General features: G+C 37.7%; 19 protein-coding genes. 14 read left to right on the top strand and 5 right to left on the bottom strand.

Annotated features, from left to right (window positions below):
- The first annotated feature begins 76 nt into the window (after window positions 1-76).
- From NSU19_RS11920 to NSU19_RS11905, 4 genes are all read left to right on the top strand, one after another.
- Window positions 77-433, top strand: coding sequence for a CBS domain-containing protein (locus NSU19_RS11920; RefSeq protein ID WP_339196676.1), 357 nt, complete (start codon window positions 77-79; stop codon window positions 431-433).
- A 136-nt stretch (window positions 434-569) separates the two neighbouring features.
- Window positions 570-1601, top strand: coding sequence for a CAP-associated domain-containing protein (locus NSU19_RS11915; protein ID WP_339200019.1), 1032 nt, complete (start codon window positions 570-572; stop codon window positions 1599-1601).
- Between the two features lie 82 nt (window positions 1602-1683).
- A complete protein-coding gene (gene ylbD, locus NSU19_RS11910; RefSeq protein WP_063388521.1) occupies window positions 1684-2058 on the top strand; it encodes a spore coat protein YlbD in 375 nt (124 codons plus the stop codon).
- Window positions 2059-2063: 5 nt separating this feature from the next.
- Complete coding sequence (locus NSU19_RS11905) at window positions 2064-2300, top strand: YlbE-like family protein (RefSeq protein ID WP_063388520.1); 237 nt, start codon at window positions 2064-2066, stop codon at window positions 2298-2300.
- A 79-nt stretch (window positions 2301-2379) separates the two neighbouring features.
- Here the strand turns inward: NSU19_RS11905 and NSU19_RS11900 are convergent, their stop codons facing one another.
- The gene (locus tag NSU19_RS11900; protein ID WP_339196673.1) at window positions 2380-4164 is read right to left on the bottom strand and encodes an IS1182 family transposase; all 1785 of its coding nucleotides are present in this window, start codon (window positions 4162-4164) and stop codon (window positions 2380-2382) included.
- Window positions 4165-4360: 196 nt separating this feature from the next.
- Between NSU19_RS11900 and NSU19_RS11895 the strand changes: the two genes are divergently transcribed.
- The 3 genes from NSU19_RS11895 (at window position 4361) to NSU19_RS11885 (ending at window position 5610) form a co-directional block, all read left to right on the top strand.
- Window positions 4361-4798 (top strand): hypothetical protein, encoded by a 438-nt coding sequence (locus NSU19_RS11895; protein ID WP_339196671.1) that lies wholly within the window; start codon window positions 4361-4363, stop codon window positions 4796-4798.
- A gap of 64 nt (window positions 4799-4862) precedes the next feature.
- On the top strand, window positions 4863-5303 hold the full coding sequence (locus NSU19_RS11890) for a YlbF family regulator (RefSeq protein ID WP_063388518.1): 441 nt from the start codon (window positions 4863-4865) through the stop codon (window positions 5301-5303).
- 34 nt (window positions 5304-5337) lie between these two features.
- Window positions 5338-5610, top strand: a complete 273-nt coding sequence (locus tag NSU19_RS11885; protein ID WP_063388517.1) for a YlbG family protein — start codon at window positions 5338-5340, stop codon at window positions 5608-5610.
- A 30-nt stretch (window positions 5611-5640) separates the two neighbouring features.
- Here the strand turns inward: NSU19_RS11885 and NSU19_RS11880 are convergent, their stop codons facing one another.
- Window positions 5641-6030, bottom strand: a complete 390-nt coding sequence (locus NSU19_RS11880; protein WP_130156241.1) for a methylthioribose kinase — start codon at window positions 6028-6030, stop codon at window positions 5641-5643.
- Between the two features lie 408 nt (window positions 6031-6438).
- Here NSU19_RS11880 and rsmD point away from each other — a divergent pair, with 408 nt between their 5' ends.
- Together rsmD and coaD are read left to right on the top strand one after the other, a co-directional pair.
- Entirely contained in the window at window positions 6439-6990 is a 552-nt protein-coding gene (rsmD, locus tag NSU19_RS11875; RefSeq protein WP_066251986.1) for a 16S rRNA (guanine(966)-N(2))-methyltransferase RsmD, read from the top strand.
- 21 nt (window positions 6991-7011) lie between these two features.
- Window positions 7012-7506: a pantetheine-phosphate adenylyltransferase gene (gene coaD / locus NSU19_RS11870; protein ID WP_063388514.1), complete on the top strand. Its 495-nt coding sequence runs from the start codon at window positions 7012-7014 to the stop codon at window positions 7504-7506.
- Window positions 7507-7546: 40 nt separating this feature from the next.
- Here coaD and ylbJ read toward each other — a convergent pair whose 3' ends face one another.
- Entirely contained in the window at window positions 7547-8767 is a 1221-nt protein-coding gene (gene ylbJ, locus NSU19_RS11865) for a sporulation integral membrane protein YlbJ (protein ID WP_339196668.1), read from the bottom strand.
- A 153-nt stretch (window positions 8768-8920) separates the two neighbouring features.
- Here ylbJ and NSU19_RS11860 point away from each other — a divergent pair, with 153 nt between their 5' ends.
- Complete coding sequence (locus tag NSU19_RS11860; RefSeq protein ID WP_063388513.1) at window positions 8921-9715, top strand: patatin-like phospholipase family protein; 795 nt, start codon at window positions 8921-8923, stop codon at window positions 9713-9715.
- On the top strand, window positions 9705-10727 hold the full coding sequence (locus NSU19_RS11855) for a SepM family pheromone-processing serine protease (protein WP_144597723.1): 1023 nt from the start codon (window positions 9705-9707) through the stop codon (window positions 10725-10727). Before NSU19_RS11860 ends, NSU19_RS11855 begins: the two co-directional genes overlap by 11 nt.
- Here NSU19_RS11855 and NSU19_RS11850 read toward each other — a convergent pair.
- The gene (locus NSU19_RS11850) at window positions 10724-11950 is read right to left on the bottom strand and encodes a nucleotidyltransferase (RefSeq protein WP_066251837.1); all 1227 of its coding nucleotides are present in this window, start codon (window positions 11948-11950) and stop codon (window positions 10724-10726) included. The two genes, NSU19_RS11855 and NSU19_RS11850, sit on opposite strands and share 4 nt — an antisense overlap.
- Window positions 11951-12081: 131 nt before the next feature.
- Between NSU19_RS11850 and NSU19_RS11845 the strand changes: the two genes are divergently transcribed.
- From NSU19_RS11845 to NSU19_RS11835, 3 genes are all read left to right on the top strand, one after another.
- On the top strand, window positions 12082-12606 hold the full coding sequence (locus NSU19_RS11845) for a YceD family protein (RefSeq protein WP_066251834.1): 525 nt from the start codon (window positions 12082-12084) through the stop codon (window positions 12604-12606).
- A 28-nt stretch (window positions 12607-12634) separates the two neighbouring features.
- Entirely contained in the window at window positions 12635-12808 is a 174-nt protein-coding gene (rpmF, locus tag NSU19_RS11840) for a 50S ribosomal protein L32 (RefSeq protein WP_063388509.1), read from the top strand.
- Window positions 12809-13587: 779 nt separating this feature from the next.
- Window positions 13588-14181 carry an RsfA family transcriptional regulator gene (locus tag NSU19_RS11835; RefSeq protein WP_339196664.1) on the top strand — a complete coding sequence of 198 codons (594 nt, stop codon included), beginning with the start codon at window positions 13588-13590 and terminating at the stop codon, window positions 14179-14181.
- Between the two features lie 99 nt (window positions 14182-14280).
- On the opposite strand, the gene NSU19_RS11830 is transcribed toward NSU19_RS11835, so the two are convergent.
- Complete coding sequence (locus NSU19_RS11830; RefSeq protein WP_063388507.1) at window positions 14281-14760, bottom strand: N-acetyltransferase; 480 nt, start codon at window positions 14758-14760, stop codon at window positions 14281-14283.
- Between the last annotated feature and the right edge of the window lie 80 nt (window positions 14761-14840).

Below are 14840 nucleotides of genomic sequence, written 5' to 3'. Positions count from 1 at the left end.
CGGTATTCAAATGGAGAGCGAATAAAGAAAATCGAAATTTCCCATAATAGATCAAAAAGCATAAGAGGTGTCCTCATTGAAAAAGGTAAAGGAAATTATGTTAACAAATTGTATTGTTTGCACACCGTTAGATAATGTGTTTGAAGCGGCTGTGAAAATGAAAGAGTCAAATGCTGATGCCGTTTTAATCGTTGAAAATGATCAATTAGCAGGAATCATAACCGATCGTGATCTTGTGACAAAAGGAATTGCAGAAAAACGTCCTGGTTCTACGAAAATTACGGATGTAATGAACGGCGATGTTGTAACGATCACTCCTGATGCATCAGCAGAAGACGCAGCTGAGATGCTTGCAGCTCATCATATTCATCATTTGCCGGTTGTTGAGGATGGAAAGCTTGTTGGCATTATAACAGAACGTTGTTTTACATGATGAAAAGACAAAAACTACACCATTAAAAATGAGAGAAGTGAATTTTTCATGAAATGTTTGCAAAATTTCCCCATTTTTGATTAAAATGACTTAAAACAGAATATATAAGAAACAAAGAAAGAAGAGGGGAATTGAACTGAAAAGAGTTACAAGAATTATATTGATATTTGTAATTATTACATTAACATATATCGTATATGTCACCTTTCAAAAGGAACCAGTACTGCCTCCGGAACAGCAAAATTTTCAAGAGAAAACGGACAAAGAAATAAAAGTGGGGGAAGGAGTTATCTCATTTGTCGGAAGATCTTCCAAAGAAGTACTAAAAACCTTTGGCAAACCTGATCGGATTGATCCATCAAGATACGATTATGAATGGTGGATATACCGAGATGATTTGCAGCAATACAAGCAATTCGGTGTTTTAAACGGAAAGGTCGTTACAGTTTTTGCTATTGGAAAAGAAGTAAATGTAGATCCGTTTCAAATTGGCCAGCCGTCTACCCAAGTATTTCATATTGTCGCTCCCAATTCATTTGTCACAGCAGATATTGGTTTAAACTCATATCGGTTCGAGCTGTCGGAAGATGACCTGAATGTCAGGCCGACAGTCCGTTTGAATGATGATCTTTATGTTCAGTTGTATATGGATAAATTCACTGGAACGTTATCGAGCATTAGAGCTTTTGATGTTCAAACATTAGTAAAACAGCGTCCATATGAAGTTGTATATAGAGGCGAGCTTTTAGCGGCAGAGCCTATAACAGAGGAAGAGCAGCGGAAAATTGAGTACGGGGAAGAACAACAAATTGTTGACATAACGAATGTAATACGAACAATAAATGGTTTAAGTCCTCTTAAGCAGGAAGAAAGCACAGCGAAAGTCGCCTATTCTCACAGCAAGGAAATGAGTGAAAAAGGATATTTTTCTCATGTGTCGCCTGAGAGAGGCTCTCTTTCCGATCGTTTGACATCTGCTGGGGTTCATTTTGAAATGGCTGGTGAAAATATTGCGCATGGATATATGGATGGAATTGACGCGGTCGAAGGCTGGCTGAATAGTGAAGGACACCGAAAAACGCTTCTTGATGAACGGTTCACACATATAGGGGTAGGAGTGTATGAAAAATTTTATACGCAAAATTTTATTGCAAAGCGGGCCAAATGAAGAGGCTCGCTTTTTCATTTTATCACCAATTTTTCCGTTATCGATATATTAAATATAAGAAAAACGTTTATGAGGTGATCGCATGAAAACAAAATCGTTATCAAAACTCGAATTGTTTAAACAATTTATTAAAAAACATCCAAAATTAATAGAAGAAGTCCGCAAAGAAAAGAAAACATGGAAGGAGATTTATGAAGATTGGCAGCTTTTAGGTGAGGAAGATCCTTTGTGGAATAAATACCGATCAAACAGTATGAAAAGCCGTAAACATCAACAAGGTGATTTTCTGAAAAATATTTTACAAACTTTTCAGCATTTAGATGTGGAGACGGTAAACGAACATTTATATAAAATGAATGATGCGATTTCAACCATTCAAAATCTTTTAAAAGAGATCGAGAGCAGCCGCAAATCAGATCCGAATCATTCGCATCCCTTATCGTTTAGAAAGGATTAATAACAATGAGAAAGGACTTGTATTTATATATTCAACAAAATCCCCTTTTAAAGCAATACATTCGCGAAAAGCCATATTGGTACCGCACCTTGACTAGACATCCTGAATTTCTTGAGAAAATGGAAATTAGCATGGCAAATGACTATTATCTAACTCTGCCGCATAAAATAGAAAAATTTTCGAATTCTATTCAAATGATGTCGATGATGCTGGCGATGCTGCAAGCATTTCGCGAAAATTAACGGTTCAAATGTGTTTGTAAGAAAATAATCATTTTTCCTAATGGAATGAAAAAAACGGGTTTTTGTTTGTATTCCGCACTCAGCAGCTTCCGAATTTGTGAATGGGCTTGTCTAAAAAGTCCATAAAAACAGAGCGAATGGAGAAAACAATGAGTTTTTCCATTCGCTCTGTTTCCTTATTTTTGAAATTGGTTTGGGAATTTGCGGCCCATTTCAGTATGTTGTGGGCCATTGCCACAATCCCGAATTCTGTTCGGACTTTATGAAGCCCCCGTAACAGAAATCGAGTGAAACGCAAATTGCCCTTGATGTTACCGAACACACTTTCGACATCCACTTTACGCTTCGCATAAAGAGCTGCCTTTTGTTCGTCACCAAGAGCTGCTTTGGCTTTCGCTTTCATTTCTTCATAAATCGTGTTCCAATATACTCGACGATTTCCTTTGGCTTTCGTACACCCATTCTTCAACGGGCAATCCGTACAATCTTCACACTCGTACACTTTCAAATCTTGTATGTATCCAGATGCATTTTTTCTTTTTTGATAATACTTGAATACGACTTTCCGATTGTTCGGACAGATAAAGCAATCGTCTTCTTCGATGTATTTCCAGTTTTGTACTTTTGATAAATCCTTTTTAAACTTTTTACTTTGTTCCTTCAAATAGGTTTGGTATGGGGCTAATAATTCAAAACGAGGTTCTTTTTCTTCGCCAATCGCATATAAATAGTTTTCTTCACTCGCATATCCTGCATCGGCAATGACATACTTGAGTTTCTTTTCCTTCGGCATCGATTCCAATAACTTTTCCATAAATGGTTGGAAACAGCGAGTATCTCCTGGATTTTGATAAATTTCAAATCCCACGATAAATTGATGTTGTGTGGCGAGTTGAACATTATAACCCGCCTTGAGTTGGCCGTTTTTCATATGGTCCTCTTTCATTCGCATAAAAGTGGCCTCATGGTCGGTTTTCGAGTAGCTATTTCGTTCACCTAGAATCTGTTTTTGTACTTTGTATTTTCGTAATCGTGGAAGATAATCCGTTTGAATCGTTTTCAGTTGTTTGGTGAGTTGGGATTTTTTAGAGCGAAGTTCTTTTTTTCTTTCTTTGTCTTCTTCCTGTTTATAATCTTTTTCCAAAGCTTCTATTCTCTCAGAAAGTTGTGCCGATGATTTTTCTAATTCTTCTTCTAATTGTTCTTCTTTTAATTCCTCCAAGGCGATTTGGTGCGCTTCTTGTAGAAACGATTGAATTTTGGCTCGTAGTTTCTGATCATATTTTTCTACGGATTTTCGCCATACAAACGTATATTTGTTGGCATTCGCTTCTATTTTCGTACCATCCACAAAAATATGGTCGAGGTCGATAAGTCCTTGTTCTACTAGTTGAAGGACAAATTGTTCAAATACAGAATCCATCATGTTTGACATACGAACACTACGAAAATCATTTATTGTGCGATGGTCAGGGGTTTGCAATCCCGCCAACCACATCATCGGAAGATTTTCTTTCACCATTTGCGCTATTTTCCGACTTGAATAAACATTTTGAGTGTACGCATATAAAATCACTTTCAATAACATTTTAGGGTGATAGGGTGCACGACCCCCACCAACATAATGAGTATACAACACTTCATCCGGAATCGATTCCACCATTTCATCCACTAAACGGGCGACATGATTTTCAGGAATATACATTTCGATATCTAAAATGCTCATGACTTGACGATTGCAATAAGGTTGGAAAACTAGTTTTTTGCGTTTCTTATTCTTTTGAACCTCTATTTTTTGAATACCCTCTAGAGTCATTTCTAATTGCGTGTTATAATTTTCTTGAATAGTCATTTGATTATTCATAAGAAATCGTCCTTTCTGTAGAATGTTTTTTGGTCAATTTCATTCTATAAAAAAGGACGATTTTTTTGTACCCTAAAAACAGAAAAAAGGGCTGAGCCCAAGGTCGATTCAATCGACTTTTCGGACAGCCCCTTTTTTATTTTTAAGCACATGTTTTTACATAAAGTGTTGAAAATATATGAAAAAGGAGGCATCAATGATTATGCAAATGAAATGGCTCGCAATGCTGACGCTTCTCACGGTTATGGCGGCTTGTTCCCCAGAAAAACCGGTACCGGAAGGAAATAAAAAAGACAGCATCGTTCCGACAGAAATTCATGAATCCGACAGAAATGCCGTTGAAACGATGAACAGCCAAATAAGAAAATTTCAAGTTCGTCATCATGTAGAAGGAAACAACGTTTATGTAGAATGCTATGTGCCTGATTTTACATTTAACGGTGAACGGAACACGAAAAAAGAAGGAGAAGGTCATATCGTATTATATATTGATGGAAAGAAAAAAAGTGATATTTATTCTGCTGCATTTATAATAAAAGGATTGTCTAAAGGGCGGCACACAATCAACCTGGAATTAGTATATAATGATTCAACCAGCTATCAATTGAAAAAAGAATGGATTGTAAATATATGAGAAACGCAGGCGTTGTAAATAAGATGATGTTCGTGCTACAATCAATATTGGAGGTGTGATCTTAATGGTTACGTCAATGGAAAGCGTTCTGCTTTTAGATGAAGCGGAAGCTTTAGCAAAAATGATAACAGAATCAGAACTTGCGATCGAATATCGGCGTTCATTATATAATTTGCAAAATGATCAAGAAGCTCAAACAATCATTCAAAAATTTGTCAAAATAAAAGAGCAATACGAAGATGTCATGAGATTTGGCAAATATCATCCTGATTATAATCGAATTAAAAGCGAAATGAGGGAAATTAAAAGAGAACTTGATTTAAATGATAAAGTCGCTGCATTTAAAAAAGCGGAAAAAGAAATTCAAAAACTTCTCGATGAAATCAGCATGTATATCGGACGAGCTGTTTCAACAGCCATTAAAGTTCCTACTGGAAACCCTTATTTTGAAATGATGCCTAGCTGTGGATGCGCATCAGGCGGAGCATGCGGCTGTTCAGCTTAAACGGGTTTAGAAGCAAAGGAAAAGGAGAATCGGGATGTTTGAAAAAAGACAAGGAATTATTGTTTGGCTGCATTCTTTAAAATATGTAAAAAGTTTGCGGAAATTTGGAAACATTCATTATGTTTCAAAAAAAATGAAATATGTTGTTCTTTATTGTGATAGAGAACAAATAGACGAAATAATGGACACCATTGCATCATTTTCTTTCGTAAAAAGGGTCGAACCTTCTTACAGGCCGCTTTTAAAAATTGAATTTGAATCAAAAGTGGATAAAGCAAAAGAATATGATTATAAAATTGGATTATAAATAGGACAGCCGAGAATTTAGGCTGTCCTACTATTGTAAAGAAGGTATGTATCGGTTCATCCGCAATATGCCGATTAAATGCTGGTAATACAATTCAACATCAGAAAATTGGTCTGAAGGCTTTACAACAAGCTCGATCAGCTCATGACCATATGTTTCGGCAGCCTGTTGAAAAAGTTCAAATCGTTTGTTCGTTTTTTTCTGCGGATTTGGGATCCCTTCCCGGCAAATATAAAGAGGCTGGAAATCACCTATCTCCGTCGGTTTTAACACAATGACGAACGAACAAACCTCTTTTCCATTTTTTACTGTATAAAGGACTAGAAAGTGCGAAATCCGGTCTTGATTTCTTTTTGCGATTTCCAATAATTCGTATATATCTGAATATCCTTCTCCTAGTTCAATAAATCGCTGGATCATTTTTATCCTTCCTCCAATGGGTATTTGGTTGCTAAATTCATAAGCTAAATGTATTGCGCTTTTGTCCGTAAATAAATGTATCATGAAAATGGAAGAATTGAAAGAATAAAAAAAAGCCTGCAGATTGGATCTGCAGGATCCTTCCTAGCTTTGAAGCCAAATCTTCAAAGCAGAAGGGAAAGGGAGAGGAGAAACCGGAGGAAGAACTTATGGGGAAACGTAAGTCTTCTCCGCGGTTGGCAACAACACCATCACAACTGATGTTGTCACTTTCATTATGGTCAATTGGCAAAAAATTATACTCGCTTCTGCAAAAAAACAGCTGTCAAATTTAATTGATGATCTTACATTTTCTATGTTAATATTATTCCGAGCCAAAAGGAATTTTGTCAAGTTGTGGTGAATGGTATGAGAGTGGTTTCCGGTGCATTAAAAGGACGAGCATTAAAATCGGTTCCTGGAAAGACGACAAGACCGACGACAGATAAAGTAAAAGAAGCAATATTTAACATGATCGGACCATATTTTGAAGGGGGACTTGCTTTAGATTTGTTTGCCGGCAGCGGCAGTCTTGGAATAGAAGCTTTATCAAGAGGGATAGAATGCTCTATTTTTATTGATAAAGATATGAAAGCGATTCAAACGATTCGAGAGAATTTAGAAAATTTAAAGTTAAACGACTGTTCTGAAGTATATCGCACCAGCGCTGATCAAGCGTTAAAAGCTGTCAGCAAACGCGGGCTGAAGTTTCGGATCATATTTCTGGATCCGCCTTATAAAAAACAAAAATTAGAATCTATTCTAAAGGTAATTCATGAGCAGTCTTTGTTGTCAACGGATGGTGTCGTTGTGTGCGAGCATAGCTATGAAGTAACATTGCCAGACCAAGTTTTATCACTTGCAAAAACGAAGTCTGAGCGATATGGTATAACAAGTGTATCTTTGTATCAAAATGTTTGAAGTCGGATGGGGGTATTTATTTTGGCAAGCATTGCAGTCTGTCCGGGAAGCTTTGATCCCGTTACATATGGACATTTAGACATCATAAAGCGGGGGGCAAATGTATTTGAAAAAGTGTATGTTTGCGTTTTAAACAATTCTTCAAAAAAGCCGCTATTTACTGTAGAAGAAAGATGTGAGCTGCTGAGAAAGGTAACGGGCAACTTACCGAACGTATACATTGAATCCTTTCAAGGGCTGCTCGTTGATTATGCGAGAAGCAAAAATGCGAATGCTATATTGAGAGGCCTTCGGGCTGTTTCTGATTTTGAATATGAAATGCAAATCACTTCAGTGAACAGAGTGCTGGATGAAAATATAGAAACTTTTTTTATGATGACAAACAATCAGTATTCGTTTTTAAGTTCAAGTATTGTTAAAGAAGTCGCTAAATACGGCGGAAAAGTTTCTGAGCTTGTACCGTATGAAGTGGAAGAAGCATTAAAGAAAAAATATGAGCATATGTATAAAAAATAATTTTTTGAGGTTCGGAAAATTTTGGTTTCCGAACCTTTTCTTATGTGCCACTTTTATTTCTTAAACGAAAGTAGTAAATCAAAATATACACAATGAGCGTGCAAATCGTGATAACGGGGCCGACTTTGGAAAGGAGCAGCCAATACTCCGTGAGAAAGCTTGGAGTTTTTTCAAATATAAATGCTGGTGCATAACCTTCATTCTTTGATAATAGATCGATATATAAAGGCTTGAATAAGATCAAAGCAGAGAGGCTTGAAAAAATACCTTGCATAATGCGGGCAAAGAAAAAAGGCTTAAAGCGGATGTCTGTTTCTGCTAAAATGCTTGCCACTTGTGCTTGAACGGAGAAGCCGCTGAATGCCAATATAAAGCTTGTGATGATCACCTTATCCAGCATGGCGGCTTGTGCCTGGCTTGTAAGCTGGCTGCCTAATGTTATTTCAAACAGTCCGGAAAAAAACGGAACGGAAAGCTCAGTCGGTATATGAACAAGAATAAACAAAGACGATATGAAAGTTGCTGCTATGTCCGCCACATGAACGATGCTTAAAATTTGATTTAATACCGAAAACAAAATGATAAAGCCCCCGATGACGAGCAGCGTTTGGACAGAATTGAGAACGGCATCCCCGAGCATTTTTCCAAGAGGTTTTTCATTTTGCATTCTCATTTCGTGCATAAGCTGAAACGCTTTTTTAAATGATGGCTTCGAATGTACTGTTTCCTTTTGCAGCTTTTTTTCATCTTTTCCCCAAAATCTCATCGTTAGCCCGACGAAAACATTTCCTAAATAATGCGAAACGGCCAGCAGCAATCCGAGATTTTTATCTTGAAAAAAACCTATTGACACAGCTCCGAAAATAAATAGAGGATTTGAAGAGTTGGAAAAAGACACAAGCCTTTCCGCTTCATGTCTTGAGATCTGGTTTTCTTGTCTTAATCTTGCAGTCAATTTTGCCCCGGCGGGAAATCCGGAAGCCATCCCCATTGCCCAAACGAATCCCCCTGCTCCTGGAACTTTAAAAACGGGCCGCATAAGCGGTTCTAAAAACACGCCGATAAAACGGACCACACCGATTGATATAAGAATTTCCGAGACAATAAAAAAAGGCAGCAAGGAAGGAAAAACAATGTTCCACCACATATGTAATCCCCGCTTTGATGCCTCAAGTGAGGCGTCAGGAAAAAAAATAATCGTGCAGGTGATAAAGAAAATAACGGTTGCGTATAAAGCAGTTTTAATTTTTGCCTCTTTCAATTGTTATGCCCCCTATTGAAAACTGCACACGTATAAGCTGACATGATAGAATGAATAAGAGGTTTTCGTACAACCTATAATTCAATATACGTGAATAGGGTGGCATTTTAGACCATATGATGAATAACAAATTCATGAAAGGGGGCTCCGTTTATGCCGAAACATCCAACAATTGGTGTGGCGTTAGGTTCCGGGGGAGCTAGAGGGTTTGCTCATCTGGGTGTTTTGAAAGTGTTGAAGCAGCATGAAATACCGATTGATATGATTTCCGGTTCGAGCATGGGGGCCCTTGTAGGAAGCTTTTATGCCTCAGGCTTAACTGTTGAACAAATGTATAAATTGGCGGCAGCATTTAAACGAAAATATTTTATCGATGTGACCGTTCCAAAAATGGGGTTTATTCAAGGAGACCGCATTAAACAGTTAATTCGAATTTTTACCCGAAATCAAAATATAGAAGATTTGCCGATTCCTTTAGCGGTCGTTGCAACCGATTTAAATGAAGGGAAAAAAGTTGTTTTTCGAAAAGGTCCTGTGGCGGATGCCGTTCGGGCAAGCATTTCGATTCCGGGAATTTTTGTTCCTTTTTCTTATAACGGCTCGTTATTAGTTGACGGAGGAGTGATTGAACGGGTTCCCGTTTCAGCGGTGAAAGAAATGGGGGCTGATATCGTAATAGCGGTCGATGTATCACATGTCAAAAAAGAAGCTCGCATTCAGTCCATTTTTGATGTCATTATGCGGAGTTTAGACATTATGCAAAATGAGTTAGCGCAGCATCGAATAACATCAGATGTAGTGATCTGCCCGCGTGTTGAACATTTTCACAGCGGAGCGTTTACGAAAATTGATGAAATTATTAAACTCGGTGAAGAGGAAGCAACGAAACATATTGATGAGATCAAGAATAAGATCAACCAATGGAAGGAGACCAATCATGAAAAGTAAACGCATTATTATTTCTCTTATCATCAGCATCATTGTCGCACTCTCCGGTTCCTTCATCAAGCTCCCTTATTATATTACAAAACCGGGATTGGTCAATGATTTATCCAATATGATTCATGTTGAAAACGGATATAAGGAAGAGGGCAGCTTTTCGTTAACAACAGTCCGTTTCGGAAGAGCAACATTATTTACGTATTTATGGGCGAAAATGCAGAATGATTATGAGATTATGCCGATTCAACATGTCCGCCAAGAAGATGAATCTGATGAGGAATATATAAAACGTCAAATACATATAATGGAAGCTTCACAAAAAGCTGCGATTACCATCGCCTATAAAGAAGCCGGCAAAAAAATTACTATTCAAAATAATGGCGTTACAGTATTGGAGGTTATGAAAGAAGTACCGGCAAGGGAAAAATTAAAAGTTGGCGACCGAATCGTCGAAGCCGATGGAATGAAAATAAAAACTTCAGAGCAATTCACTGATTATTTAAAAGGGAAGAAAAAAGGCGATCATATATCATTAAAAATAAACAGAGATGGAAAAATAATTGATACATCAGTAGAACTTGTCCAAATTCCTGGTTATCCTAATAAAACGGGTCTCGGTGTTGGCGTCGTGACGGATAAAAAATTGACGACTTCACCAGGTATTACTATCAATACAAAAGACATCGGCGGTCCTTCAGCAGGTCTGATGATGGCTCTTGAAATTTACGATCAGCTGACGAAAACGGATTTAACAAAAGGATTAGATATTGCTGGAACAGGAACGATTAATGAAAAAGGGGAGATAGGTCCGATCGGCGGCATTTCACAAAAAGTGATAGCAGCAGACCGTGCTGGGATTGATATATTTTTTGCCCCTAACGAAAACGGCAAGAGAGGCTCCGATTATGAAGAAGCGCTGAAGACACGAGACTCCATTCATTCTGATATGAAAATCATACCGGTGGATACATTTGATGATGCCGTCCATTATTTAGAAACAATGAGGACTTCCGGTTAAGGAAGCCCGTAACGTATAGGAGGCATTGTATACTCGAGCTTCATAAACTCGGTTGCGGCAGGTTCGTTGAGGATGAGCGCATAAACATTTGTCGCTCTGAGATCCATTTCCAATACATCTGAAGAATAGGACGAAACTTTAGAAATAAGCGGCAGCTCCAACTGTTTTTTAACAGCTTGCAAATAGCTTTGCCCCCGCCCTGACATTCCGAGCAAACGAATATACGGGGCTTTTTTCGTTTTTAATATGCTCGCCATTTCTTCTTTTTTCGTATTGGTCAAAAGATAGGTGCATAATCTTTGCAATCTTGTCCATGTGTATCTTTTCGTTTTCAAGAGAGATAGAAACTGGTGGAATGATGCAGCCCTTTTAATATGGTGAACAACGCGGTGTTCCAAGCCTTCGTCCATTTCATATATTTCTTTTAATTCTGTTAAAGTTTTGGACAATATAGAATATTTTAAAAATGGAAAGTAAAGCTCCCAATCGTGAAAGGCTGAATAAGTTTGTTTATAATTCAGTAAAATGCGAAACGAACTTTCCGGAACATAATGTTTCATGGAAGACAAGTTTTGTTCATGAACAATGTTTTTTCGGATGCTTGTTGCGCTGGCAATGCTCGGGTGATGGTATGATTCATCATGGTAGCCGGCGCCAATTCTCTCGATTGTAAGAGGCTTCATCGAGCTTTTTTGTTGAACAATGGCTTTGACATATTGAAATCCTAATATATTGTTCGGTTTGCTTAAATCTAATAGCGTTTTTTCCCCGGAAGCAATTTTTTGAAAAGCAATGGAAACGGCCTTTGGATAACTGTTGCCTTTCGAAAGCGCTGTTTTCAAAAGATGAACGAAATCATCGCTTCTTTTCTCCAGCAGTTCATATGTTTCAAGAAAAGCGTCAATTTTTCCGACCTCGCTTCCGAAACATAGTGAATCACAGCCAAGCGCATCTAAAATCGACACGGCGCCGCTGGCGAAAATTTCTGCGCTTTGCGTTGAAAAGGCAAACGGAAGTTCAAAAACTAAATCTGCGCCGCCTGCTAGAGCCATTTCTGTTCTCGCCCATTTTGAGACGAGTGCCGGCTCTCCCCTTTGCAAGAAATGACCGCTCATCACTGCAATGACAATATCAGCATTTGCTTTCTTCTTTGATTCGGCTAGATGGTGTAAATGACCGTTATGAAATGGGTTATATTCTACAACAATTCCGACCGCCTTCAACTCCATCACCTTCTTTTTCAATTCATCAATATATTTGTGCAATAATGCCTATATTATAGTGTAAAGGAAAAATATTGACAAATACTTATTTGAAAGCTATAATAACCTTTGTTGTCTTGAGGTGATATATGTTGAAATGGTCTGTTCATCAATTGTATAAACTGCAGAAAAAAGGCTTACAAATCAATGAAGATGTCGATCTATATGATCTTGTCCAAAATCATCCTGATTTGCGGGAGATAACTCCTGTTCATGTTCAAGGACATGCAGATATAAGCTCTATGAAAGTCATCTTTCATTTAACAATTACTGGCGAAATGACGCTTCCTTGCGCAAGAACACTTGTTGATGTTAAATATCCATTTGAAATCCGCACATCGGAAACGTTTTTGTTTAGTTCCGACGAGTATGAAACGAGTGAGCAAACACATGTTGTTCAAGGAGAAGTCATTGATTTAATGCCAATCATTCATGAGCTTGTCCTTTTAGAAATTCCGCTTCAAGTGTTTAGTGATGAAGAGGAAAACAAGCAGGAAGCAGCACCTCAAGAAGGAAAGTTTTGGAAGTTAATAAAAAAGGAAGAACAACAAAACAAAATTGACCCAAGATTAGCTAGCTTAGCTAAGTTATTGGATAAGAAAGAAAATGATTCTTAAAGCTTTGCTCTGTAAGGAGGTGGGAAAAATGGCAGTACCTTTTAGAAGAACATCCAAAACGAAAAAAAGATTGCGCCGTACACATTTTAAATTACAAGTTCCAGGTATGGTAGAATGTCCAAACTGCGGAGAAATGAAGCTGGCGCACCGCGTATGCAAATCTTGCGGAACATACAAAGGCAGAGAAGTAGTAAACAAATAATGAAAAGTGACCATACCCGTGTCAAGTAGACAATTTAGCTGCGGCCTTTTCTCGATATTCAGTCGGGGAAAGGCCGTTACATTTTGTGAAAGCAAATGCGGCTTAAGATCTGCTTGAACGGCTTGATCGTTTTTGGAGCTTTCTGTATTAAAGCGCGAGAAAAAGCTTTTCAATACATACATATTTTTTCTCCTGGCACAAAGGCTTCCTTGAATCTTTGAAAATTTCTTAATCCATTCTGCAATCTGTGCATCCTCTTTATTCCTAAGGCTCCATGAAGCTGCCGAGAAAACGATCCTTCCTCTAATGTTAAGCGAACGACTTCACGAATATGAGTAGAAGATTTGTCCTTTTAGCATAAATCTCCTCCAAGCTAGACTCTAAAAAATATCCTCTCTTTTGACAGCCTGCCTGCTGGCGGAATGGGAAAAGATGTGAAGAAAATGTCGAATGCCGAATTAGAACAACCGCTTCTTCCAAATTTACTAATGCATCTCTCAATTCTCCCTCGATTTTCAAAAAAAACTTTTTAGGAAGCAGAAGAAATGTCAATGAAAAAGCACATTCTTTTTCCTTTCAACTAAAACTGTGCTTCTATCGTTTCTATTACAGGCATATATATTATTAAAAATTGCATGAAATAGTTGAGATGAGGCAAAAAGCTCGCATCACAAAATTTAGAAAAGAGAATGGAAGCAACAATTGATTTGTTACATCTCATTCTATTTTTAAAAAATCATTTTTAAGAAAAAGTCAAATCAAAACGGAGGGATGAACAAATGGCGGTGACACGGCAAGATGCATGGACAGAGGATGAAGATCTGCTCTTGAAAGAAATTGTTTTGCAGCATATTCGCGAAGGCGGAACACAACTAAAGGCTTTTGAGATCGTTGCGGAGAAACTTTCAAGAACGGCTGCTGCATGCGGTTTTCGCTGGAATTCATATTTGCGAAAAAAATATGAAACAGACATTGAACTTGCGAAACAGGAACGTAAAAAATTTAGACAGCAAAAAGAGAAGAAAAATTCCGAAAAAAAGCTGCTTCATTATGAGAAAGCAGGTGGAAGATCGGAAATCACTATCGAAGATGTGATTGCTTTTTTAAAGTCTACACAGCACCAACCGGTGAACAATCGGTTGGAAGAAGAAAATAAAAGCTTGCGTGAAAAAATCTCTTTTCTAGAACAAAAAGTAGAAGAATTTAAAAACGAAAATGAACAATTACATGAACAATTGAAGAAGATTGAAAATGAATTTTACGCTTTTATTAAAATGATGGAAAAAGTGAGGGAACGAGCAGGATTGAAAGAAGAGGCGGAGAAAGAAAAAATGAAACATAAAAAAAGACCGTTTCAGTTCGGTCAGGAATGAAAAAAGGGAGATTCTAAAAATAGATGAAACCGACAAAGCGTGCCGGTTTCATCAACTATCGACTTCTGACTTTGAAAAAGACGCTGCCAGCGTCTTTTTTTAATGAGCTCCCTTTTCTTTGACAGTGACACCGTTAGGATACCAAACGAGAGGATTTTCTCCACGATCTCGTTTCATATCATACTTTACAGGGACAAAGCCCATCTTTTCCCAAAAGCCAGCCGATTTCATACGCGGATTTGTTTTTATAGGCAAGCCGAACGATTTGGCAAAATCAACTAGCGCTTTTCCATACCCTTTTCTTTGGTATTCAGGAAGCACTTCCAATTTCCATAACTCAAGATAGTCCTGTTTTGGCTCAAAATATTGATCATATTTTTTATCCACCCGATATAAACTCATCCGGGCAATTAATTTGTCTCCGTAGTAAATCCCGTAAAAGGGCGAATCGCTGTTATTTTCGATAATATTTGCTTCTAAATCCTCCAGCATGGATAATTCTTGTAAACCGTATTCTTTAAATTTTTTAAATTCCTCTAAAGTTTTATAATTGACTAATAATTTTTCCACTTTTACCATGGCGAATCTCCCCCAATTGCCGCTATAATGATAGACGCCTTTTCACTCACATTATACTAAACATAAAGAGAAAATAACAT

Origin of the sequence: Aeribacillus sp. FSL k6-2211 (genome assembly GCF_037966125.1) — a bacterium.
Taxonomy (GTDB): domain Bacteria; phylum Bacillota; class Bacilli; order Bacillales; family Aeribacillaceae; genus Aeribacillus; species Aeribacillus composti.
This window is presented reverse-complemented; position numbering and strand designations above follow the sequence as displayed.